25 protein-coding genes, 3 tRNA genes and 1 pseudogene are annotated in these 21,073 nt (G+C 60.4%); 21 read left to right on the plus strand and 8 right to left on the minus strand.

Translation table 11 applies throughout. The features are described from left to right. Window positions 1-4 precede the first annotated feature (4 nt). From HY556_12160 to HY556_12245, 18 genes are all read left to right on the plus strand, one after another. Entirely contained in the window at window positions 5-499 is a 495-nt protein-coding gene (locus HY556_12160) for a 50S ribosomal protein L24 (GenBank protein MBI4394531.1), read from the plus strand. After that, window positions 496-1,218, plus strand: coding sequence for a 30S ribosomal protein S4e (locus HY556_12165; GenBank protein MBI4394532.1), 723 nt, complete (start codon window positions 496-498; stop codon window positions 1,216-1,218). Before HY556_12160 ends, HY556_12165 begins: the two co-directional genes overlap by 4 nt. A 40-nt stretch (window positions 1,219-1,258) precedes the next feature. Beyond that, window positions 1,259-1,759 carry a 50S ribosomal protein L5 gene (locus HY556_12170; GenBank protein MBI4394533.1) on the plus strand — a complete coding sequence of 167 codons (501 nt, stop codon included), beginning with the start codon at window positions 1,259-1,261 and terminating at the stop codon, window positions 1,757-1,759. Further along, the gene (locus HY556_12175; GenBank protein MBI4394534.1) at window positions 1,759-1,926 is read left to right on the plus strand and encodes a 30S ribosomal protein S14; all 168 of its coding nucleotides are present in this window, start codon (window positions 1,759-1,761) and stop codon (window positions 1,924-1,926) included. The genes HY556_12170 and HY556_12175 overlap by 1 nt, the downstream gene beginning before the upstream one ends. Before the next feature lie 10 nt (window positions 1,927-1,936). After that, the gene (locus HY556_12180) at window positions 1,937-2,329 is read left to right on the plus strand and encodes a 30S ribosomal protein S8 (protein MBI4394535.1); all 393 of its coding nucleotides are present in this window, start codon (window positions 1,937-1,939) and stop codon (window positions 2,327-2,329) included. 9 nt (window positions 2,330-2,338) lie between these two features. Next, window positions 2,339-2,875, plus strand: coding sequence for a 50S ribosomal protein L6 (locus HY556_12185; protein MBI4394536.1), 537 nt, complete (start codon window positions 2,339-2,341; stop codon window positions 2,873-2,875). A 5-nt stretch (window positions 2,876-2,880) separates the two neighbouring features. Further along, window positions 2,881-3,612 carry a 50S ribosomal protein L32e gene (locus tag HY556_12190; protein ID MBI4394537.1) on the plus strand — a complete coding sequence of 244 codons (732 nt, stop codon included), beginning with the start codon at window positions 2,881-2,883 and terminating at the stop codon, window positions 3,610-3,612. Next, on the plus strand, window positions 3,613-4,080 hold the full coding sequence (locus HY556_12195; protein ID MBI4394538.1) for a 50S ribosomal protein L19e: 468 nt from the start codon (window positions 3,613-3,615) through the stop codon (window positions 4,078-4,080). Beyond that, entirely contained in the window at window positions 4,077-4,580 is a 504-nt protein-coding gene (locus tag HY556_12200) for a 50S ribosomal protein L18 (GenBank protein MBI4394539.1), read from the plus strand. Before HY556_12195 ends, HY556_12200 begins: the two co-directional genes overlap by 4 nt. Beyond that, window positions 4,580-5,257: a 30S ribosomal protein S5 gene (locus HY556_12205; protein ID MBI4394540.1), complete on the plus strand. Its 678-nt coding sequence runs from the start codon at window positions 4,580-4,582 to the stop codon at window positions 5,255-5,257. The genes HY556_12200 and HY556_12205 overlap by 1 nt, the downstream gene beginning before the upstream one ends. A 68-nt stretch (window positions 5,258-5,325) precedes the next feature. After that, the gene (locus tag HY556_12210) at window positions 5,326-5,784 is read left to right on the plus strand and encodes a 50S ribosomal protein L30 (GenBank protein ID MBI4394541.1); all 459 of its coding nucleotides are present in this window, start codon (window positions 5,326-5,328) and stop codon (window positions 5,782-5,784) included. Window positions 5,785-5,798: 14 nt separating this feature from the next. After that, complete coding sequence (locus HY556_12215) at window positions 5,799-6,524, plus strand: uL15 family ribosomal protein (GenBank protein MBI4394542.1); 726 nt, start codon at window positions 5,799-5,801, stop codon at window positions 6,522-6,524. Window positions 6,525-6,609: 85 nt separating this feature from the next. Continuing rightward, window positions 6,610-8,169 carry a preprotein translocase subunit SecY gene (gene secY / locus HY556_12220; GenBank protein MBI4394543.1) on the plus strand — a complete coding sequence of 520 codons (1,560 nt, stop codon included), beginning with the start codon at window positions 6,610-6,612 and terminating at the stop codon, window positions 8,167-8,169. A gap of 249 nt (window positions 8,170-8,418) precedes the next feature. Beyond that, window positions 8,419-8,970 carry an adenylate kinase gene (locus HY556_12225; protein MBI4394544.1) on the plus strand — a complete coding sequence of 184 codons (552 nt, stop codon included), beginning with the start codon at window positions 8,419-8,421 and terminating at the stop codon, window positions 8,968-8,970. Next, on the plus strand, window positions 8,971-10,239 hold the full coding sequence (locus HY556_12230; protein MBI4394545.1) for a DUF106 domain-containing protein: 1,269 nt from the start codon (window positions 8,971-8,973) through the stop codon (window positions 10,237-10,239). Next, complete coding sequence (locus HY556_12235; protein ID MBI4394546.1) at window positions 10,239-10,772, plus strand: cytidylate kinase family protein; 534 nt, start codon at window positions 10,239-10,241, stop codon at window positions 10,770-10,772. Before HY556_12230 ends, HY556_12235 begins: the two co-directional genes overlap by 1 nt. Window positions 10,773-10,785: 13 nt before the next feature. Then, a complete protein-coding gene (locus HY556_12240) occupies window positions 10,786-11,757 on the plus strand; it encodes an RNA-guided pseudouridylation complex pseudouridine synthase subunit Cbf5 (protein MBI4394547.1) in 972 nt (323 codons plus the stop codon). An 89-nt stretch (window positions 11,758-11,846) separates the two neighbouring features. Beyond that, window positions 11,847-11,918: transfer RNA gene (locus HY556_12245), tRNA-Thr, on the plus strand. 682 nt (window positions 11,919-12,600) lie between these two features. Here the strand turns inward: HY556_12245 and HY556_12250 are convergent. Further along, window positions 12,601-12,688 (minus strand) — tRNA-Ser (locus HY556_12250). Window positions 12,689-12,756: 68 nt separating this feature from the next. Between HY556_12250 and HY556_12255 the strand changes: the two genes are divergently transcribed. Both HY556_12255 and HY556_12260 read left to right on the plus strand, forming a co-directional pair. Next, on the plus strand, window positions 12,757-12,975 hold the full coding sequence (locus HY556_12255; GenBank protein ID MBI4394548.1) for a MoaD/ThiS family protein: 219 nt from the start codon (window positions 12,757-12,759) through the stop codon (window positions 12,973-12,975). A gap of 198 nt (window positions 12,976-13,173) precedes the next feature. Beyond that, window positions 13,174-13,248 (plus strand) — tRNA-Glu (locus HY556_12260). A 116-nt stretch (window positions 13,249-13,364) separates the two neighbouring features. Here HY556_12260 and HY556_12265 read toward each other — a convergent pair. The 6 genes and pseudogenes from HY556_12265 to HY556_12290 form a co-directional block, all read right to left on the minus strand. Continuing rightward, a pseudogene (locus HY556_12265) lies at window positions 13,365-14,507 on the minus strand (site-specific integrase). A 21-nt stretch (window positions 14,508-14,528) separates the two neighbouring features. Further along, window positions 14,529-15,167 (minus strand): hypothetical protein, encoded by a 639-nt coding sequence (locus HY556_12270; GenBank protein ID MBI4394549.1) that lies wholly within the window; start codon window positions 15,165-15,167, stop codon window positions 14,529-14,531. A 243-nt stretch (window positions 15,168-15,410) separates the two neighbouring features. Further along, a complete protein-coding gene (locus HY556_12275) occupies window positions 15,411-16,448 on the minus strand; it encodes a hypothetical protein (GenBank protein MBI4394550.1) in 1,038 nt (345 codons plus the stop codon). 1,016 nt (window positions 16,449-17,464) lie between these two features. Continuing rightward, window positions 17,465-17,725, minus strand: a complete 261-nt coding sequence (locus tag HY556_12280; GenBank protein MBI4394551.1) for a hypothetical protein — start codon at window positions 17,723-17,725, stop codon at window positions 17,465-17,467. Window positions 17,726-18,062: 337 nt separating this feature from the next. Then, window positions 18,063-18,344, minus strand: a complete 282-nt coding sequence (locus HY556_12285) for a hypothetical protein (protein ID MBI4394552.1) — start codon at window positions 18,342-18,344, stop codon at window positions 18,063-18,065. A 12-nt stretch (window positions 18,345-18,356) separates the two neighbouring features. After that, complete coding sequence (locus HY556_12290) at window positions 18,357-18,743, minus strand: hypothetical protein (GenBank protein ID MBI4394553.1); 387 nt, start codon at window positions 18,741-18,743, stop codon at window positions 18,357-18,359. 125 nt (window positions 18,744-18,868) lie between these two features. Here HY556_12290 and HY556_12295 point away from each other — a divergent pair, with 125 nt between their 5' ends. Continuing rightward, complete coding sequence (locus HY556_12295; GenBank protein MBI4394554.1) at window positions 18,869-20,458, plus strand: hypothetical protein; 1,590 nt, start codon at window positions 18,869-18,871, stop codon at window positions 20,456-20,458. On the opposite strand, the gene HY556_12300 is transcribed toward HY556_12295, so the two are convergent. Then, window positions 20,448-20,912 carry a hypothetical protein gene (locus HY556_12300; GenBank protein MBI4394555.1) on the minus strand — a complete coding sequence of 155 codons (465 nt, stop codon included), beginning with the start codon at window positions 20,910-20,912 and terminating at the stop codon, window positions 20,448-20,450. The genes HY556_12295 and HY556_12300 overlap by 11 nt on opposite strands. Between the last annotated feature and the right edge of the window lie 161 nt (window positions 20,913-21,073).

The following is a 21,073-nucleotide window of genomic DNA, read 5'->3' on the forward strand; positions in this document are numbered from 1 at the left end:
GAACATGAGCATACAGCCGAGAAAGGAGAGAAAGACGCTCTACAACAACCCGGGCCACCGCAGGCACAAGCGCCTCTCAGCGCCGCTGGCGGAGCAGCTCATGCTCAAGTACGAGACCCGCTCGATGCCGCTAGTCAAGGGCGACACGGTGAAAGTCGCGCGAGGCGACTTCCGCGGGCACGTCGGGAAGGTCATCGGTGTCAACCACACGACGATGAAGGTGACGGTGGACGGCGTCACGGTGGCGAAGGCCGACGGGACGCAGAAACCGAAGCCCGTGGAACCCTCGAACCTACTCATCACGAAACTCCTCCTCACGGACAAGCTGCGGCGTGAGAAGCTGGGCGCCTCCGAGGCGGACGTCGAGCCTGAGCCTGCGGCGGAAAAGACGGAGGAAAAGGCGGAAGCCCCCAAGAAGGCCGGCTCCAAGAGGGCGGATGTCGAGGACGACGAAACGCCCGACGACACCGGCGGGGAAGACAAGGAGGAAGAGAAGTGAGCAAGCACCTCAAGCGACTCGCAGTGCCGCGTACCTGGTCGATCTCCAAGAAGGCGTCGAAGTGGGCGCCCAAGGTAAGGCCGGGCCCCCACGGGGCGGCCGACTCCATTCCCCTCATGACGATCGTCCGCGACTACCTCAAGCTCTGCGACACCGGACGCGAGGCGCAGCGGATAATCGGTGGCCGCAACATCAAGATCGATGGCGACGTGGTCACCGACATCAAGCGCGGCGTCGGGCTAATGGACGTCCTCTCGATAGAGAAGACCGGCGCCCATTTCCGGGTCGCGATGGACACGCGCGGCCGGTTGCAGCTCGTCCCGATAGAGAAGAAGGACGCTGACTGGAAACTGGTCCGGATCGAGAACAAGACGACGGTCGCAAAGGGCCGAATGCAACTCAACCTCCACGACGGCCGTAACATCGTCGTGAAGGAGGGCGCCCACAAGACGGGCGACACTTTGAAGATCAAGGTGCCCGACCAGAAGATCGTCGAGTCGATCGAGCTCAAGTCGGGAAACACCGCGTTCATCACGGGTGGCGAGCACGTCGGCGAGATAGCGGCCGTCGAATCCGTCGAGGTCACGGAAGACCCGAGGGCGAACCTCGTGAACCTGAAGAGCGACAAGGCGTTCTTCACGATCAAGCCCTACGTGTTCGTCGTCGGGAAGAAGGGATCCGAGATAACGCTCCCGGAGGTGGCGACAGGTGTCTTCTGAAGCAGGCTACCAGGTGAAGAGTTACGCGTACTCGAACAAGATGCGCGTGCCTAGGATCGAGAAAGTCGTCGTGAACATCGGCGTTGGCGAGAGCGGCGATCGGCTCATCAAGGCCGAGAAGGTCCTCGGCAGCGTCACAGGCAAGAAGCCGACGCGCACCCTTTCAAAGAAGAGCGTGAGAGACTGGAACCTGCGGCCCGGGCAACCGATCGGCTGCAAGGTCACGATCCGCGGCGCCGACGCCCCCGAGTGGCTCAAGAAGGCCCTGGCGGTCCGCCAGAATAAGATCTATTCGTGGAACGTGGACGACCACGGCAACCTCAACTTCGGCATCACCGACCACACCGACATCGCGGGCCAGAAGTACGACCCCGAGATCGGCATATTCGGGATGAACGTGACCGCGGTCATCACAAGGCCAGGTGCACGTATCCGCTCGAGGCGGCTCCTGAGGACCCCGCTCCACGCGCGATCTCGCATCACGCGTGAGGAATCGATCGCTTGGCTTGTCAAGAACTTCAACGTGGAGGTGCTCGAGTAATGCCGCTCGACGCGACGCTACCACCGAACCGGCGCTTCGGCAGGGGCGCGAACTTCTGCCAGCGCTGCGGACGAATGCCCGGCTTGGTCCGGAAATACAACCTGTACTTCTGCAGGCAGTGTTTCCGCGAGATCGCCCCGGACCTTGGATTCAAGAAATACAGCTAGAGGTGAAAAGATGTCACTCAACGATCCACTCGCAGACGCCCTGACACTCATCAAGAACGCCGAAAGGGTCGGCAAGATGGAGTGCGAAGTGAGGCCAGCCTCAAAGCTCATCGGGCGCGTGCTCAAGGTCATGAACGAGTCCGGGTTCATCGGCACGTTCGAATTCGTCGACGACGAGAAGTCCGGTATCTTCAAGGTGAACCTCATCGGCCACATCAACGACTGCGGCGTCATCAAGCCCCGTTTCAGCGTGAAGAGGACCGAGTTCGAGAAGTGGGAGGCCCGCTACTTGCCGGCCCGGAACTTCGGCGCGCTCATCCTCTCGACGACGGCGGGTGTCATGAGCCATTACAACGCCAAGGAGCAGAACACCGGCGGCAAGCTCCTCGCATACGTCTACTAGGTGACAAACATGGCAAGTGTCGAAGCAACCGAGAAAGTGAAGGTCCCGGACGGGGTCAACGTGACCATCGCGGGCCAAAAGGTCACTGTCAAGGGTCCAAAGGGCGAGCTCGTTCGCGAATTCGCCCACCCGCAGGTCACCCTCTCGAAAGAGGACGGCTCGATCGTGGTCCACGCGGAGTTCCCCCGCCGTCAAGTGAAGGCGGTCGTAGGGACCTGGGCGTCCCACATCCGGAACATGTGCATGGGCGTCACAGAAGAGTACGAGTACAAGATGAAGATCGTGTACAGCCACTTCCCGATCAAGACGAAGATCGCCGGGACGACCTTCCTCATCGAGAATTTCCTCGGCGAGCGAACCGCCCGCAAGGCACCGATACTCCAGGGAGTGAAGGTCAACGTGGCGGCCGAGTGGATAACGATCACCGGCATCGACCTGGAAAGGGTAAGCCAGACGGCGGCGAACATCGAGCAGGCCTGCAAGATCCGGGACCGTGACCCGCGCGTCTTCCAGGACGGCATATACATCACGCAGAAGGGGAAGTGAAACCAATGACCAAGGACGAGACGATCAAGAAGTTCAGCGAGATCCCCGGTGTTTCCAAGAAAACCGCTGAACACCTCTACGACGCGGGCTACCACACGGTGGAGAAGCTCAAGAAGGCGACGACATCGGAGCTCGAACAGATCGAGCACATCGGGCCGAAGACCGCCGCTGCGATCGTCGATGGTTTGAAGCACGTCGAAAAGCCCGCGGCGAAGGAAGAGATCAAGGTCGTGGAGAAGAAGAAGGAAAAACCCCCGGAGAAGGCCAAGAAGGCCAAAGAGGCGGCCCCTGAGAAACTAAAGGTGGTCGAAGAGAAGGAGGCTTACGTCGTCAAGGCGAAACCGGAGCTTTCCGATGCGACCGCGGCGGCGCTCCACCTTCGGAAGATCCAGGTGAGCCATCGGCCCTCGTTCAACAGGGACCAGATCTTCAGGTACAAGAAACTCAAGCATGTGTGGAGGAATCCCTCCGGCGTGTCGACCAAGCAGCGCCGCAACTACCAATACAGGCCGCGTCAGCCGGCCATCGGCTACGGTAGCCCCGTTGCGGCGCGTGGATTGCACCCGTCCGGGTTCGAGGAGGTCCTGGTTCACAATGCCAAAGACCTCGTCGCTATCCGCCCGAAGACCCAGGCCGCCCGCATCGGCGGCGGCGTCGGGGCGCGAAAACGTGGCGTCATCGAGGCCGAGGCGAAGAAACTCGGGATCCGCGTTCTCAACTCCAAGAGGGCGGCTTAGATGACCGATCTTCGCAACCAACGTCGCCTGGCTGCGGCCGTCCTAGGCTGCGGCGAGTCCCGTGTCTGGATCGACCCGCTGCGCTCCGACGAGGTCGCAGAGGCCGTGACAAGGCGGGACATCGCGACCCTCGTGGGCCGCGGCCTCATCAAGGCGCACCAGAAGAAGGGCGTCTCACGTTCCAGGGCGAACAAGATCCTCGCCCAGAAGCAGAAGGGACGAAGGCGGGGCCCGGGAACTCGTAAGGGCGCCAAGGGAAGCCAAGCGCGCGACCCCCGCAAGAAGCGGTGGATCAGGACCATCCGGGCGCTACGCGATGTCCTAAGCGACCTGCGCGAGACCAAGAAGATCGACGCGAAGACCTACCGCGCCTACTACATGAAGGCGAAGGGCGGTGCTTTCAACTCGCGTAAGAACCTCCAATTCCACCTGCGCTCTGCAGGACATCTCAAGGAGGAACCGCAATGACGGACGGACCCCGCTACAGGGTGCCCTTCAGGCGAAGGCGTGAAGGAAAAACGGACTACAAGAAGAGGTTGGCACTGCTCAAGAGCGGCAAGACCCGCGTCGTCGTGCGCCGCAGCCTCCAGCGGGTGACCGTGCAGTTCGCGAACTACAGCGAGACGGGCGACGTCATCATTGCGACCGCCACATCCGTGGACCTTAAGGGCCTCGGCTGGGACGGGGCGCCCACGAACACGCCGGCCGCGTACCTCGTCGGCCTTCTTGCCGGGAAGAGAGCGAGCGCCAAGAACGTCAAGGAAGGAGTCCTCGACATCGGGCGCCACAACCCGGTCCCCGGCAGCCGTGTGTTCGCCGCGCTCAAAGGCGTGGTCGACGCAGGGGTCGACGTCCCGCACGGTGAGAACATCCTCCCGGATGACGCCCGGATCGCGGGCGGCCACCTCGAAGGAAGCTCGACGGAGAAATTCAACGCCGTCAAGGCGAAGATCCAAGGTGAGGCCTGATGGCAGATTTCAGGGGACAGGAAGAACGGAACATCGCGGACTGGGTGCCGATAACGGAACTCGGCCGTAAGGTAAAGAGCGGCGAGATCACCACCATGAGGCAGGCACTCCGGTCCGGATTGCCGCTTCGTGAACCGGAGATCGTCGACGTGCTCCTTCCCGGAACCGAGGACGAGGTCATCGACGTCAACATGGTCCAACGCATGACCGACTCCGGTCGCAGGGTGCGCTTCAGGGTCGTCGCGGTGGTCGGCAACAAGGACGGGTACGTGGGCCTTGGCCTTTTCAAGGGCAAGGAGGTCGGACCCACGATCCGCAGGGCGATCGACGCGGCTAAACTCAACATGATAGAGGTCCGGCGCGGTTGCGGCTCCTGGGAATGCGGCTGCGGGACGAGCCACACGGTGCCGTTCACCGTCGTCGGGAAGAGCGCTTCCGTCGAGATGCACTTCAGGCCGGCGCCGCGAGGCATCGGTCTTGCCACGGGTAACGTCGCCAAGCACGTTCTCCGCCTCGCCGGAGTCAAGGACGTCTGGGGTTTCGCCCGCGGGCAGACGAAGACCACCATCAACAGCGCGAAGGCCGCCTTCGACGCCATGAAGAAATCGAGCGAGATGCGCGTTCGCGAAGAATCAAGGGCGAAACTCGGGATAATCGAGGGAAGTGTAGTGCAATGAGCCGAGCGACCGAGATCAAGGAGAGGTCCACCGCGAAGGCCGCGAGGAAAGCCGCCTCGACGCCGGCGATGGCGATCGTGCGCATCCGTGGCACGGCCAGGATCCGTCATGACATCCGCATGACGATGGACCAGTTGAAGATCAACAGGCCGAACTACTGCGTGATCGTGCCCGTGAACGACTCGATGAACGGGATGCTCCACAAGGCGAAGGACTACGTCGCATACGGCGAGGTCGACGCCCTCACGGTGGAAGCGCTCCTTTCGAGCCGGGGCCGCATCGAGGGGAACAAGCCTCTTACCGATGCGCACGTGGCCGCCAACTCCAAGTACAAGACCATCTCGGAGCTTGCAAAGGCCGTTGCCAAAGGCGAGACGCGCCTTGCCGAAGTCAAAGGCGCAAAACCCCTCTTCAGGCTCAGCCCGCCGCGCGGAGGCTTCGAGGGGAACAAGCGCCACTGGACCGTCGGCGGTTCCTTGGGCTACCGCGGGAAGGACATCAACGAACTCATCAAGCGAATGATCTAAGGAGGGAAACCGAAATGGCCAAGAAGACCAACAGGACGCAAAGACTTCGCGGAAGCCGTACCCACGGTCGCGGCAAGAAACACGGTCGCGGCCCCGGCATGCGCGGCGGCGTCGGGAACGCGGGAGCCAGAAAGCACCGCAAGCTCTATTTCCAGAAGTATTTCCCCGAGCATTTCCTGAAGAACCGGGGATTCGTGCGGCCCGACGACGTCACCCACGTCAAGGGGACGATCGACGTGTGCGACCTCGACGAGAGGATAGCGACGTACGCAGGGCCAAGTAGCGACGGGACGTTCACGGTCGACCTGGCGCAGCACGGCGTCGACAAGCTCCTTGGAAGCGGCCAGGTGCGCCACAAGATAATGGTCACGGTAGGCGAGGCCACCCCCTCGGCCATGAAGAAGATCCAAGCCGCCGGCGGCCATGTCACGACCACGGTCGTCAAAGCCCCACCAAAAGAGAAGGCGAAACCATCCCCGCCTCCTGGCGGAAAACCTCCGAAGGGAGACTCGCCGAAGGAGAAACCGGCGAAGGGCGAAAAGAAGGCGAAACCCGAGGAAGCTCCGAAGGCCGAAGGTAAGGAGAAGGGCGGCGACTCGAAGCACAAGACCGACGAGACCGCGAAACCCGAGGGCGGTCCTCACGCCAAGGGAAAACACGAAGGCGGCGGGTGGAAGCCGAAGGGCGAAAAGCCCGGGAAGGCGAGCGACGCCAAATCGAAGAGGGAGAAGTCGAAGTAACAGGGTTAATAACGCGGGCGCGGATTAGCCGCCCGCCCATAAAGGGCGGCGCGTCGACGCGCCAACACCAACCGGGGAAACGCTGATGGCGGACGAAAAGAAGAGCCTGCTCTACAAACTGGAACCCATCATCAAGAGGATGCCCGCCGTCCAGAAACCGGAGGGCCACGTCCATTTCCGCACGAAGATGAGTTGGACGGTCGTGGCGCTCATCGCGTACTTCGTCCTTGCAAACGTCCTCCTCTACGGCCTTGCCCCGGGCACCGTAGACGTGTTCCAGTCGTTCAGGGCCATCCTCGCGGGAGCCTCGGGTTCGCTCGTCCACCTAGGAATCGGACCCATCGTCACGGGTTCAATCATCATGCAGCTCTTCACGGGCGCGAAGATCATCAACCTCGATCTCACGAAGCCTGAGGACAAGTCCATCTACCAAGGGACACAGAAGGTCCTCGTCATAGTGATGATAATCGTCGAGGCGGTCCCGCAGGTCTACGGATTCCTGCGACCCGATGAGCTGCTCATATCGAACATCGGCCTCGATTGGGCGCGCTCCCTGATCATCATACAACTGGCACTCGGAAGCTACATCGTCTTCCTGATGGACGAGGTGGTCTCCAAATGGGGCATCGGGTCGGGCATATCGCTTTTCATCGCGGCAGGTGTCTCCCAATCCATTTTCACGGGGGCCTTGTCGTGGCTTCCCACGACGACCGGCGTCATCTCCGTACAGAACCCGCCGGCGGGCACTATCCCGAGGACAATCTACCTTCTCGACCAGATGTCGACCGCCCAACTCGTCGCAGGCGGCGGGTTCGAGCAGATCTTCCTCGAAGGGCAGAACAGCGCAGTCGCCTTCCTTTCGACGGTGCTCATCTTCGTTGTCGTGGTCTACGCGCAGTCGATGAAAGTCGAACTGCCGCTCGCCCACGGGAAGGTGCGCGGCGCGCGCGGGCGCTACCCGATCAAGCTGCTCTACGCGTCGAACATCCCCGTCATCCTCATGGCGGCGCTGCTTGCGAACGTGAACCTTGTGAGCCTTCTCCTTTGGTCTGGACCCCTCCAGAACCTTCCGCTAGTCGGCCACCAAGGATGGGTCGGCAGTTACGCCCCAGGCTCGACGAGTGCCATCAGCGGAGCGGCGTATTATTTCTCGCCGTTCGGCGGCGGGGGAAGCCAAGGTGCCTTGGAGACGTGGCTACTGCCGTTCCTCAACGAAGCGAGGTACGGGGCGGTGTTTGCCATCAGGGAACCATGGCAGGTGATCGCCCATGTCCTCATCTACTGGCTTGCGATGGTGCTCGGGTCCATCATGTTCGCCAAGTTCTGGATCGAGACGACGAACATGGGCCCCAACGCAGTGGCCAAACAGATCCAGAAGAGCGGCATGCAGATACCCGGATTCCGCCGGGATCCTCGCATCGTGGAGCGCATACTGGAGCGATACATCCCGGTGGTCACGGTCATAGGCGGGTTCGCGGTCGGAGCCCTCGCGGCGACGGCAGATCTCCTCGGCACTCTGGGCGCGGCCTCCGGGACCGGCGTGTTGCTCACCGTCGGCATCCTGCACCAGTTCTACGAACAGATCGCCAAGGAGCAGGTCATGGAGATGCATCCTGCCCTGCGAGGATTCTTTGGCGAAGGCTGAAAGCCTTCGACAAAGATGAGATGACGAGCGAAGCAAAGTCATCGAAATCTTCGGCGAGGGATGTCCCGAGCCGAAAACGAGCGGGCGAGCAGCAGCGAGTCCGCGAAACCGAGGGCGGCGAACGCGCCGCCGAGGCGAGGTGACGAAGTCACCGAAGTGTTCGGCGAAGGCTAGACGGCCCGAGCCGATACCGAGCCCACAGTCTGGCGTAAACTATATTCGTCTCATTCCATTGACCCTCGATATCCCATGGGCGCGATCATCATCACCGGGGTCCCCGGCGTCGGCAAATCGACCGTGATCAATGCGGCCGCCGAGTCCACGAAGATGCCGGTCGTCGTCTACGGGACGGTCATGTTCGAAGAGGCCTCGAAGCGCGGCCTTGCGAAGACCCGCGACGAGATGCGGCTTCTCCCGCCCGAAACACAGCGCCAGATACAGGAATCGGCCGCTGTCTGGATCGCGACGCAAGGCGACGTCATCGTGGACACGCATTGCACCATCAAGACGCCAAAGGGCTACCTGCCAGGTATCCCCGAATGGGTGGCGACAGCGCTCAAACCCGACATGGTCATCCTTGTCGAGGCCACGCCGAAGGAGATCCTCGCCAGGAGGGCCAAGGACGCGAGCCGGCATCGTGACGCGGACGACGAGGCCTCCATCGCCTTGCATCAGGAGATCAACCGGGCGGCCGCATCGGCGATCGCCACCCTGACCGGTGCCACGTTGAAGATCATCCACAACAAGGACGGCGCGGTAGAAGCGACGAAACGTCAGATCCTCGACGCGGTGGGTCGCTAGGTGCCGCCGAAAAAGCGCGGCGACGGGCCCATCGGTCAAGCCCTCCTTTTTGTCGCGATCTCGGCGCTTTTGCTCACGATCCTCTTCCCGTCGGTGAACACGACGGTCGGCAAGAACCTTGACCGCATCCTCAACCCGCTCATCGGTTTCGGCGGCCGCGAGCCTGCGCTCACGATACTCCTCGCTTCCGCCCTGATGGTGCTGATAACGACCGTGCTCAGACACTTCTTCATGGACTGGGCCCACATGGCGCGCGTCCAGGACGTGATGCGCGTCTATCAGGGCGAGCTCAAGACCGCCACGAAGGAGAACAACAAGTTCAAGATCAAGCAGCTTACCGACATGCAGCCCGAGATCATGAAGATGCAAGGCGAGATGTCGAGCTCGCAGCTCAAACCGATGCTTCTCACCATGGTGGTGATCATACCGACGTTCAGTTGGCTCTTCGCGTTTGTGACGGCGCCCGTCCCTCATGACGTGGCTTTGTCGCCCGACTCAGACCCGGTGGTGCTCATGGCCGTGGACAAGGACCTACTACATTTCGAGGCCGTAGGCTCCGGCAACGCTACCACGATCCAACCCTGGCAGCACACTGCATTGACCATAGTGCCCGTCGAGTTCGATTTTGTGAAGGCAAAAGGAGGCGGGACCGCAGACGTCTCGAAAGGGGAGGCTCGCGTAGGAGTACTCGACGCGAAGGCGACCAACCCGTTCAACCCGGTGGGGATAGCCCCTGTACAACTTCCGCCCGATGAATACGAGGTGACCATAAGCCAAAACGGGTTCCGCGTGAACCACGCGTCCTCGCTCGAGCGCGTCGAGGGCCGCTTCGCAAACCATTTCGGGCTCGTCCTCTTCGGCAACGAAACGACGCCTACGCGGGCCATGAAGTTGAACCCGGGCCCGGCCGCGAAAGTCACATTCCTCGAGAACGACACGGGCTACCTCGTCATCCCGCTCACCGAGGGCGAGGCGCTCGAGGGGACCGCACAAGTGACGTTCGCGAGCGCCGGGCGGACACAGACCGTGAACCTCACGGGGGCGAGCGCGTACTCGCTCTCACAGGGCGCGCCTCCGCTTACCCTACAACCTCATTCGATGTCCCTCCCGTGGGTCGGAGACTGGGACCTCCTCGGTGCGTGGTGGATCCTGCCACACTGGATCCTGTACTACTCGCTCACATCCATAGGCTTCGGGACGCTGGTCCAGAAGGGGCTGCGGCTCGCCGAGCACGCGGTCGTGAAGCGACGCGGAACGGAAGGTGGCTGATGCTTGTGGCCATCGCGGGCCTTCCTGGAAGCGGTAAATCCACGGCGGCGCGGCTCGTCGCCAAGGAGCTCGGCGTACCTGCCGTCACGGCCGGGGAGATCTTCCGTGGCGAGGCCAGCCGCAGAGGGATGACGCTTCTCGAATTCAGTAAACTCGCGGAAGGCGACTTCGAGGTCGACAAGGCGCTCGACAAGGAGATGGAGAAGGTCATGCGCGCCGGCGACGCCGTCGTCGAAGGGCGCCTAGTCGCGTACGTAGCCCAATGGGCCCGACTCGATTGCCTGAAAGTCTGGCTCGAAGCGCCGCCCGAGGTCCGGGCAAAGCGCGTGGGGGGACGCGACGACATGGAGAAGGCCGCCGCCGCGAAGGCGAACCGGACGCGTGAGGACTCCGAGGCCAGGCGCTACCGCGAGATCTATGGCATCGATATCCTCGATACCAAGATCTACGACATGAAGATCGACTCCTCGAAACACGGACCGGAACCGATCGCAGAACTCATTGTCAAGGAGGCCCGAGCAAGGTTTGCCTGAAAACGGCCTCATCATCAAAGGAAAAGATGCGACCCCCGGGACACACGGGAAGAGACCGAGCGAACGCACGATCGAGGAACACCTTGCCCTGGGTGTCGTGAACCTCGACAAACCGGCCGGGCCCACCTCCCACCAGGTGGTCGCGTGGCTAAAGGTCGCTCTAGGGCTCTCCAAGGCGGGACACGGCGGGACGCTCGACCCGAATGTCACCGGTGTCCTCCCAGTGGCGCTCGAAAACGGGACGCGCGCGATAAAGACGCTTCTCCTCGCGCCGAAGTCGTACGTGGCCACGATGCGGTTCCACGCAGACCTCAGCGAGAAAGACGTCCGAGCGATCTTCGATGAGTTCAAGGGCGAGATCTACCAGACGCCGCCCCTCAAATCGGCCGTGAAGAAGATCCTTCGTATCCGGACCATCTACGAAAGCGAGATCCTTGAACTCGACGGGCGCGACGTGTTGTTCAAGGTGGACTGCCAAGCCGGAACATACGTGAGGACGCTCTGCAACGACATCGGCACGGTCGCGGGCGTCGGCGCCAACATGGTGGATCTACGCCGCGTGAAGACGGGACCGTTCACGGAAAAATCGGCCGTAACGCTCCACGACGTGAAAGACGCTTACGAGGAGTGGAAATCAAGTAGGGACGAAACGTGGCTACGAAAAACCGTCCTCCCCATCGAAGCACTGCTCGCCCACCTCCCCTCGGTCCAGATCCGGGAAAATGCGGTGGACGCCGTCTGCCATGGGGCGAAGCTTGCGGTCCCAGGCGTCGTCTCCTTTCCGGCCAGCCTCAAGAAACAAGACACCATCGCAATGTACTCGATGAAAGGTGAAGGGGTCGCGATCGGAAAAGCGATGATGGATGCGAAAGAACTCGACGACGCGAAGACCGGGATAGCCTTCGAAACGCAACGAGTGCTCATGGAGCCGGGGACTTACCCCAAGGGTTGGACGACGGCGGGGCCCCAAGAAAAGGTTAATTAACCCGGCCCCATACGGCGGGACGTTCTGCGATTTCGCGACCGTCGCTTCCGCCGTTTGCGGCCTTGCTCGACGTGCGCGATCGCGACTCTGCCGCCCTGGCTTAGTGGTATAGCGACTCCTTGGTAAGGAGTAGGTCCTGGGTTCAATTCCCAGGGGCGGCTCTCACTTCGTTCGAGCCGCCCCTGTCGCTCCGGCTTCGCTGAGGCGAACCCGTCGCTCCCAGGGGCGGCGGCAAACGGGCGCAAAAGCCGCCCCTCGTGGACTCGCTACGCTCGTCCACTCTCCCTCGGCCAGGGCAATTCGAGGACTTCTGACCTCGGTCCCAGGGGCGGCCGACAAACCAAGCGAAAGCCTCGGCTGATTCGCTCCCGTGTCCAAGCTGCTCGATCTGAGGGGGAACGAAAACGAGCAAGACGCCCCGGTCGGGCGAAAGGGCCACCCGAAGGATGGCCCCAATTCTTGAACTGGGTACGAGTCTTGGTTAAGCTTTTTGGCGGCCCCCGCGCCCCTAGCGCAGCGGAGCTGCGCTTCGGCAAAAAGATTAGCGCCCAGGGGAAGATTTGAACTTCGGGGGAACTTCGGAACCGTTGACCCGTTCCCCCTCGTTCAAACTTCCCGGACTATTAGGGACTGGTCGCTGCTAGACTGTTGGGGAAAAAGCAGCGCCCAGGGGAAGATTTGAGCTCCGCCGGAACCTGGGGACCCTTGGGGAGTTCCGTCTCGTCCAAATCTTCCCAGACTATTTGGGACTGGTCGCTCACAGGATGGTTGGGGAAAATGTGAGCGTCGGTGACTCGCTCGCGCTCGTCACCTCGTGCTCGCCTTCCTGCGGGAAGGCTCACACGCCCAGGGGAAGATTTGAACTCCCGTGGAGGTTTCCCCCCAATAGATCTCGAGTCTATCGCCGTAAACCGGGCTTGGCTACCTGGGCAAGACCCCGTTGGAAACCGTCCAAGGAGGGCGAAACGCGTATCAACGGTGCCTTGTATAACCGCTTCGGTGGAACGGATCCAGGTCACTCTCATCGAAACAGGCCCCGACAAGGGACGACGCGTCGTCGACCTGCCGACGGGGTCGACCGTCACCGATGCCTTGGCCGCGGCGTCGCTCAGGCGCGAGATGTACCTCGTATCGCGCCGAAGCGAAGTCGTCCCCGACGACGAACCTCTCGATGACGGCGACACGCTGGAAGTCTTCAGAGTGGTTTCCGGCGGCTAAGGCCGACGGAAAGAAGCGGACGACCAATGGGAGCCCGCGAAGTTTCGGGCGGTTGATACCGACCGAAACCAGCGGACGACCCCAAGGACTCCGCGCCGTCTCGGGCGGATGAGCGACGCGCGGGCCACGATGCCAGCGTCGGTTTTTTCCGAATGCGTAGGCAAAACTACAAGACGCGTAAGCCAATCCGGCCTTCACGCTCCTGTAGTCTAGTCCGGTCAAGGATAGAAGCCTTTCGAGCTTCCGACCTGGGTTCGAATCCCGGCAGGAGCATTCACTCTCTCCACTTGGGGACGAAACGACATCGGCGTTTTTTGGGCGCTCTTGGTTCGCCGGGCTATCCGGTCGAGCCAATGGCGGCCGTACAGTCGCTCGTAGATCCTCGCCCCGTGCTCGTATTCGCGTCTGGTCATGTCCAGGCGCTCGTGGCCTAACCAGTCCGCAACTCGCGCGTAATCGAAGCCTTGGTCGATTAGGCGGGCATTGGCGCACCAGTGGCGGCCGAGGTAGGGGTGGAACCACGGGAAACGCGGTTTAACGTGGTCGTTCAGGAACTTGCTCAGGCCGAACTTCGAGTGGAAGGGCCGGCCATTCGGTTTCAAAAAGAAAGCGTCTTCGCGGCCTTCCGGGTCTACCTTCTTCCTCCACGCGAGGTAGTTGGCGAGGCTTGCTTGTCGAGCGGAGCAGCAGATCCACTCCGGCTCGATAAGCACGGTTCGCCTGCGGCCCGATTTCTTCGGCTCCGTGATCGTCAATATGTGACGCTCCGGGTCGAAGTCTCGTAATCGTAGCGAATGGGCCTCGCTCGGGAACCTGACGCCGACCGCGAAGTCGAGCAACAAGAGCGCCTTGACGAGGGCGTTCTCGTAGCTGACGTTCGGTCGCGGCGTGTAGTCCGCGTGTAGGAGGTCGTAGATGTCTTCGGGGCTCGGGAGTTCTCGCTCGTCGTTCTTCGGCTCGGTTGGAGCCGTTGGCCAAATCTCGCGTGGGATTCCGAGGAAGTCGCCCAGCGACCTGATCGCCTTGTGGTCGTTGATCAGAGTCGTTGCGGGCGCCTTCTCCTCTTCTTCCCTAACGCGGGAGTAGAGAAAGAACGACTGCACGAGTTCGTAACGCGTCCCGTGAAGCTTCACAGGCATGGGCGCGTAGTTCTCCATGAAACGAAGCTGGCACAACCGAGTTCGTATCGTGCTTCGCTTCCGCCTCTTGTAGTCCCGAAGATACATCTCGAGTTCTTCCGTGGTCCAGTCCTGAACAGGTGTCTTGATTTCTTCCAGTCTTGCCCTGAGCCTGGCAGCGTGTGAGCTCCAGGCTTGTTCCATGATTTCGCGTGCGCTCCGTGCGCTTGCTTGATCACCTCGACCCCCTGCATGAGACGAGGTTGGTATGGGCTTTTCCACCACGGGTCGCCGAAACCTCCGGAAGTGGAGTTCGACGAACGTACTATGTGAGGGGATGTGGCAACGTCGCGACGAAAAGCCTGAAAATTGGGCTTTCCATAGGCGGCAATTCTCGCGTCGAAAACATTCCATGGTTCGCGAGAGTAGACGCAATTACTCGCGCTTTGTTACTTCAAGCACCCTGACCGGTGTGTTCTCCTTATTGGCCGCGGCGAACAATGCCTCTTGCGCCTGAACGCCGTCAACATGGAGCGCCTCTCCCGGTCCGACGGTATAGCCCGCCGCGTGGATGTCCTGATCCCCCGTGTCCTTTACCACGAAAAGTACGATGCGCTCCGCCCGGAAACGCCGCGTGGGCACCATGTCGAGGATGGGAGGGACTTCCGTGTCCTCAACTTGACCTTCCGCCACAAGTTTGATGGAGAACGCGGGGGCGCGGCTTTCGTGTTGCCAATAGAACCCGTGGTGGTGGCCCTTCGTTATCACGTAAGGTCCGGGGAAAAAGATGCCTAGTGGGAACCCAGCGTCGATGCTCATTCGAACTTCCGTGCCCTTGGTCTTGGAAAGGTCGACAATGGCTGGATCGCCCAACGCGAAAACGTCCGTGACGCGTACGCGTCGCCTCGATTCGGTGCCTATGCCGAATATTATCCGGCCATTCGGCGTAACTGGAATGGGTTCCCCCTGCTGCTCGCCGGCGACTCGAAAACGGATACGGGGAGCAAAGGCGGTACGCTGTACGGCGTATGCGAGTAAAGGGATAAGGGCTACAATCGACAGGAGCAGTGCCAAGTCGGGCCACATTGGATCGTGAGATGGAAGATGTTCCTGGGGAATTAACTGCATCGGCGTGCCGACGAAGGGGCCCGATGTGAGATGCGAAGCGGGGGCCACGGCGAGATTGACGGGTGCTGGCACGCCGCAGACAAGTCGCCACCCGCCGCATGGTTTAAGTCCGGGGCGGTAGGGGCGTCTGGCCTTGACCCGCTTCGATAATGCGCTGGCGCAATTCACGCGGTAAAAGGAAGGGCCGCCCTAGTACGGAAGAGGTTGGTGACCCCACATGGAGAGCCATAAAGAGAGATTCCGCAGCGCTACCTCCCACGCTTGCGTCAAGCAAATGAGACTATCCAGCCGTTCCCAATTAGGACGGCAGGCGGCGAGCTGAATCGTCTGGACGTTGTGGGTCTTCCGACCGTTCTTGAAATCGTCGTAGAAAAGGGCTAACCCAAAGGCGAGCGAGCCATTGGTTCGCATGCTGAAATCGCCGTGGAGGGTCTTGTTGCGAAGTTCGCCCAGCCCCAACCTATATCCCTGGGTCGGACGCCGCTGCATGGGGGGAGTCGGGTCGTTGAGGAAACTCTCGCGAAAACTACCCAGACTGTTAAGACGCGTGGGATCGAGAACCTGTGACTGAGTGGCGGCCTCCAACGCCTCCTTCAAATCCCGCATTGCATCCCTGAACGTTTTGACCATCGGTACTTCGATGACTTGGGGGCCATAGAATTCCTTATTGGGCTTGAAAAAGCGATTCCAGTAGATGGTTTCGTGGGCCGCCGGACCCTTGAAGGCCAACGAGCCATTCTTTTTGGTTTCGACGAGAAGGTCAAGGCAACAGGCGATACCAGCCAGGAGTGGCCTAACTCTAAACTCGGTCATGAAGGCGAGCAGTGATACATACCGGAATAGCTTGGTTGGCTCGGCATCAGGCATGGCCTCAATCTCTGCGTGGATCTTGCGGAAGGTGGAATCAATGTCGCCGCGGAGTAGGGACTCTACCACTTGTGATCCGGCCGCAAAGTTGCCGGTCGGTCCCGGGACCAGAACCTCGTGGAGCCGCAAGAAACGGGGTGGGTCCGCAATGGCGCATTCTATCGCAAGTACTACGAGCGCGTTGAGGACCTCCTCCTTCTCGCTACCTATTGGTTGTTCCCAGCACTTTTCGTAGAACGCTTTTGCTAAGCCGGATAGGTCGCCATAACGATGCAAAATGTCCTGTCGGAGACTCCCGGCTGTCGCCTTACCGGGAGGGATGAGCCATGGGTCAGCGGGTTTCGTGGACTTGCCGGGCATGGAACCGCGGAGGGCGCGGCGCCTTCATAAACGGTGCGACCAGGGTGAGCTCATTAATCGTCGGGACGAGTTAAGGCGCTTCGGCGAGAACAAAGCGGGACGTGCCAGTTGGGGGAATGGCCACGCTGTGTTTCAGAATCTTGCTCCCGGAGGCAGGACGACCTGCCGTCCTGCCGCATTGTTCGAATTTGGGCCTGTTATGCACGGGCCAGGATTCGCAACCGACTAGACGCCCTGCTCGACCCGTGCATCGGACCGGTTCGTCTTATAGGTGGCTGTGGGGTCGGTGACAGTATTCGTAACCGCGACGACGATCTTCTGAGATAATCAGGGCCATTTCCCGTGTTCGCCGCGCGCAGGTCGCTACGACGCGCGCTTGAGAAGGCGTCCATGGGTAACGTTTCCGTGGCGCGCACGCGAAGCACCACGGCGACCTGTAGTATCGTTACTCATGCGGCTTTTCGTGCAAGGACTCCTCGCGATGGACGCGTCGCTGGAACGTTGGTTGGCTTGCACGCGACGCCAGAATTAGCTCCGGCGGAAAACTTTCGAAAGCTCATTTTTTCAAACACGTTGTTGACACGTACAAAGGTTCCATCGGAACACGTGCGAGTGAAGGGAAAACCATTATATCGCACATCGCGTGATGTAGGCTTCCTCCAACCGATCTGGTCAGAGATCGCGGCGGGGCGCGGTTCGGGCGCGCCTCGTTCTGGAAGGGATGGGTGTTGGTTTGGGGAAAACAAAAGGTAGCACGGGCAATCAACAGGCCGGAACGGCGAGCGATGGAAGAAGGCGGGGCGGCCTCAACATTTTCCTTCGGGAGGGCGATGTTCTCCTCTTCGGAGCGTTGTTGTGGCCACTGTATTCCACGAGCCTCGTAATCTTGTGGATGTTTGGGATCACGCCAGTAGGAGCAACGCCGCCGGACCTTCGACTCTTGGACGCCGCCGTTTACATGTTGGTGGTGGGCTTCATCACACTGCCCTTCCCGGCGCTGTTGGCGGTCCTTGCCGTCAGGATCGTTCGCGGGGGGCGCTGACCATCGTCCGGGCGTGTTTCCATGAACGCAGGGAATAGTAGGCGAGTCCTGCCAGGCCGACAAGTGTCAGGGCGCTGTCGCGCAAGGGATCGCCCCATAGGTAGTAGTGGTCGGTTCGTCCCATGAGATAGGAGAGACCGCCGCTTACCACGAGGCCGCCGACTGCTGCTCCCGAGACGCTAGCGACGTCGGCAAGACCGACCCGGTACATTTTCGCCTCGTCCTTTCTCTTCATGGAACCAAGTCGCGCAGAGCGTCTATAAATAGGGCATCGTAAAAAGGCTTGGCTTTGGCGTCGGCGAAAGTAAAACGACCGGTCGCCAGCCCAAGCGTCCGTCGAATTAGGAACCCATAGGCCGTTGGCGCGGACGGCGCTCAAAGCTTTCCCTTTCTCCCCCTCGTCACCCAATCGGCGCCCGCGTCCGCTCCCGGCAAAGGAGCCTCTTGATGCCCCCTATCCCCTCGTTGGAGGGCGCGCCGAGCCGTAGGCGCGCCCCCAGGGGGCGCGGCGGGGCGGAGCGCAGCGTTGCCCTAGGGCAGCAAGCGTAGCCAAGGCGAGGCGCGCATCTCGTCTATAGGCCGAGTTCGCGCTTGAGGCTTTCCCGCGCCTCTGGGTCGTCGAGGAAGTTCACTAGCCCGGCATCCGCGTCGCCTTCTCGGAAGCGTTTCCGGAACCCGTTGTTTTGGAGCGCCGAATTGGACCAGTCGAGGTTCTTCCACGCTTTTTCGCCGAACGCATTGATGATTGCCTCGGCGATTCTCGTGGCTCGGATGGCGGCTTCCTCCGTGATCTGGTAGTCCTTCTTCGTCTTGCAGGCTTCGATGATTTTTCTAACACCACTTCTCCTCAGCATTTTCTCATCCTCCTATTGGTGCATGGGCGGCGGGCCGGAATCGTCATTCTCGTCCTTGCCTCCATTGTCGAGGTCGCCGAGGCCGTTTAGGAATTGATCTCCGTCAAATTCGAGGTTCTTGTAGTATCTCCTCAGCGCTGGGAAATCTCCGCGCGGCGCTATGACTTTGCAAACCAGCGCGGGCTCCTTCTTGAAGACGTAGATTTTGAGCAAGTGGTCACGCTCGGCCTTGACGAGGAGCATCACGTCCTTCTCAGGGGACCGTTCTGGCGTGAAACGGAGCTGCTTGGCAGTTTCAAGCACTTGCGTGTCGGTGGCCCGCGTGAGCTTGAATCTTTCAAGTTGGTCGAGTTCTGGATCGAAGCGTAATTCGAAGCTACCGGTCTTTTTCAGGGTCATATTCTCAGTCCGCGCATCGCCGAGGCGATGCATGATACTGGAATGGAGGCGAGGTAGGACTTTTGGAGCGCCTCCCTACAGGAAGGCGAAAAGGTTAAACGCGCATTCAACGGGTTCTGCCGCGGTTGGACACGAGTTTGCAACGTGGAAATGGGAGCCGGTCGAAGCCCCCGGAATGGTATCTTAGAGAAGCAGTCGTCACGATACTTGCGGCCCGCGGTGGCGCGACTCCGTACTTACTCGCAGAGACTCTCGGGATGGGGTATGAGGCAGTCGAGGATCTGTTGCGAAGACTCGCCGATGAGGACCGCGTATTCAAGGATCCAAACGACAAGAAATGGAAATCCAACACAGGAGTCTCAGCGGCTCTTTCCGTGACGGATTCGGCGAATCAAAGCGAAACGCGTGAGCCCGTCGTGGGGCCAGAAATGGTCCTTCAATCATATGTCGCGGGTCTCACTCACTTGATGGGCGCCCAAGTGAGGCGAGATGAGCGGTGGCTCGGCTGGCCCTATGCCGATCCTACAATCCTTGTGGAGTTCCCGGCGGTCAAGCAACTTTACGCCGCTGTGGAAACAGCGTTGGGTAAGCAGACGACGCGCCAATTGTCGGAGAAGATTCTCGCCGAAGCGGCGGTCAATGTCGAGATGACGGCCAAGGTGTTGCTCCTGCTTTGTTGGTTGAAAACGACACCTAATGGGAACGTGTTCCCGAGGTTTCGGGACACGTTCAAGACGGACTTCGACGCGCGAATCACTGGAGCGGTCGACTACCTCTTCGATTCACTCGAACCGGTCCCCGATGGTGGAGGCTACGCGGTGCGGAGCCCATACCTCATCTTCCGCAAGCCCTACCCGCCCTTCTTCCTGGATCATGAAGTCCCTGGGAAGCCCCCGTGTCCCATGTGGACGGTCTACATCGCGAGAGCACTAAGAGAAGTGCAGCGCGCGCACCTGGCGGACAGAGCGTTTGGCCCTGAAAAAGAAAAAATCCTGGACGGAGCGCGTAGCTTTGTGCGAAGACATGGATTTGATTACGTCAAGAACGTGCTAGAGCGCGAATGGCTTCTCGGACAGACGCCAGTAGGCGGCTGGACTAACATCATGATGAATTATCGACACTTGGGGCGAGACCGAGTCGATGGTGCCACTTTGCTTACAACGGACCAGGAGTTTGCGGAAATTTTCTCCTTGTGGAGTCGGTTCAGCGATGGGAAAGCGCCGGGTATCAACACCCATTACTTGGCAAACAGGCGTAACGTCAGTGCCGAGGCAACAGCGTTCGCAAGTGTCGCCTTGTTTGATTCGGAGTACTTCGGTCTCATGCCAGTGAGAATGGGGGAACAGGCTTCCAAGCGCCGAGCCATGTGCTTGTCGTCTCTCTTGCAAACAAGGCGCGGTCCGCTAGAATCTACCCTTCATCCGAGCAATCCTATCCTGTTGGCTCATGCCTCCGCTTGCTTCGGGGTTAACCCGTACGGTCCCAGAATCCAGGAGGTCTTGCGGACGGCGTGCGGTGACCTCCAACCCGGCGCAATGGCGTCCCAGTACGTGAATTATCATAGCCAACTTATCAACAGTCTCGAACACATGCATGGCATCTATAGGATCATGAACAAGATTGAGGAGACTGGTCCAAGTGCGGAGTATTGGGATCCCACCGGTTTCGGGGCGTTGGACCGGATAGGGTTCTTCATGTCAAAACTCAAGTCCTGAGGGCGTCTAGTTTTTCTAAGACGCTGCGGATATCAGGTTGGAGTTGGTCCAGGTCCCATTCTTCGAGTGGTGCGGTGGTGTCGCGCCAGCTTGAAAGTTCTCTCGTGATCTCCCGACTGGCGGTGGTTGCTTCTCTTTCTCCGATTCCGGCATCGGGCGCTAGACTCGTGATGAGCTGCTCCACGCCTTGCCCGTATTGGGCGTCAATTGGTTGAAGTTTCTCTCGCGCGTAGGCGAGATAGGTTTCCCGTAATTCGAGGATGTTGTTGACCCCGTGTTCGTAGAGGAAGGTGTTCGGGAATGCGTTTACTATGTAGGTGCGCAACGGGGCTTCTCGGTGGTCGACACGGTCGAGCAGGTCGACAAAATATGTGCGGTAGTCGAGGCGGAGTTGCGAGTAGCCCCCCGCGTAGCCCGGCGGGAAAGCGTTGTATTCCTCAAAGAGGATGTTCATCGCTTCGTTGTCAAGTGTTAACGTGTGCTGTAACTTCCTAAACCGGCCCCTTTTGTAACTCCAAAAACGACCCGGGCAAACGGGCTAAAACCCGTCGACCCTGACCCCCGACCGGTGGTCCTGGTGAAGCCCGTGTTCGATGATCCCAACGTGTTGGCGCG

It is taken from the genome of Euryarchaeota archaeon, assembly GCA_016207515.1.
GTDB lineage: Archaea > Thermoplasmatota > SW-10-69-26 > JACQPN01 > JACQPN01 > JACQPN01.

Bases quoted from the DNA above. Each gene is read 5' to 3' on its own strand.
- HY556_12160 (MBI4394531.1), top strand. From the start codon at position 5: ATGAGCATACAGCCGAGAAAGGAGAGAAAGACGCTCTACAACAACCCG.
- HY556_12170 (MBI4394533.1), top strand. From the start codon at position 1,259: ATGCGCGTGCCTAGGATCGAGAAAGTCGTCGTGAACATCGGCGTTGGC.
- HY556_12175 (MBI4394534.1), top strand. From the start codon at position 1,759: ATGCCGCTCGACGCGACGCTACCACCGAACCGGCGCTTCGGCAGGGGC.
- HY556_12180 (MBI4394535.1), top strand. From the start codon at position 1,937: ATGTCACTCAACGATCCACTCGCAGACGCCCTGACACTCATCAAGAAC.
- HY556_12185 (MBI4394536.1), top strand. From the start codon at position 2,339: ATGGCAAGTGTCGAAGCAACCGAGAAAGTGAAGGTCCCGGACGGGGTC.
- HY556_12190 (MBI4394537.1), top strand. From the start codon at position 2,881: ATGACCAAGGACGAGACGATCAAGAAGTTCAGCGAGATCCCCGGTGTT.
- HY556_12195 (MBI4394538.1), top strand. From the start codon at position 3,613: ATGACCGATCTTCGCAACCAACGTCGCCTGGCTGCGGCCGTCCTAGGC.
- HY556_12200 (MBI4394539.1), top strand. From the start codon at position 4,077: ATGACGGACGGACCCCGCTACAGGGTGCCCTTCAGGCGAAGGCGTGAA.
- HY556_12205 (MBI4394540.1), top strand. From the start codon at position 4,580: ATGGCAGATTTCAGGGGACAGGAAGAACGGAACATCGCGGACTGGGTG.
- HY556_12210 (MBI4394541.1), top strand. From the start codon at position 5,326: ATGGCGATCGTGCGCATCCGTGGCACGGCCAGGATCCGTCATGACATC.
- HY556_12215 (MBI4394542.1), top strand. From the start codon at position 5,799: ATGGCCAAGAAGACCAACAGGACGCAAAGACTTCGCGGAAGCCGTACC.
- secY (MBI4394543.1), top strand. From the start codon at position 6,610: ATGGCGGACGAAAAGAAGAGCCTGCTCTACAAACTGGAACCCATCATC.
- HY556_12225 (MBI4394544.1), top strand. From the start codon at position 8,419: ATGGGCGCGATCATCATCACCGGGGTCCCCGGCGTCGGCAAATCGACC.
- HY556_12235 (MBI4394546.1), top strand. From the start codon at position 10,239: ATGCTTGTGGCCATCGCGGGCCTTCCTGGAAGCGGTAAATCCACGGCG.
- HY556_12275 (MBI4394550.1), bottom strand. From the start codon at position 16,448: ATGCCCGGCAAGTCCACGAAACCCGCTGACCCATGGCTCATCCCTCCC.
- HY556_12280 (MBI4394551.1), bottom strand. From the start codon at position 17,725: ATGAAGAGAAAGGACGAGGCGAAAATGTACCGGGTCGGTCTTGCCGAC.
- HY556_12285 (MBI4394552.1), bottom strand. From the start codon at position 18,344: ATGCTGAGGAGAAGTGGTGTTAGAAAAATCATCGAAGCCTGCAAGACG.
- HY556_12290 (MBI4394553.1), bottom strand. From the start codon at position 18,743: ATGACCCTGAAAAAGACCGGTAGCTTCGAATTACGCTTCGATCCAGAA.
- HY556_12300 (MBI4394555.1), bottom strand. From the start codon at position 20,912: ATGAACATCCTCTTTGAGGAATACAACGCTTTCCCGCCGGGCTACGCG.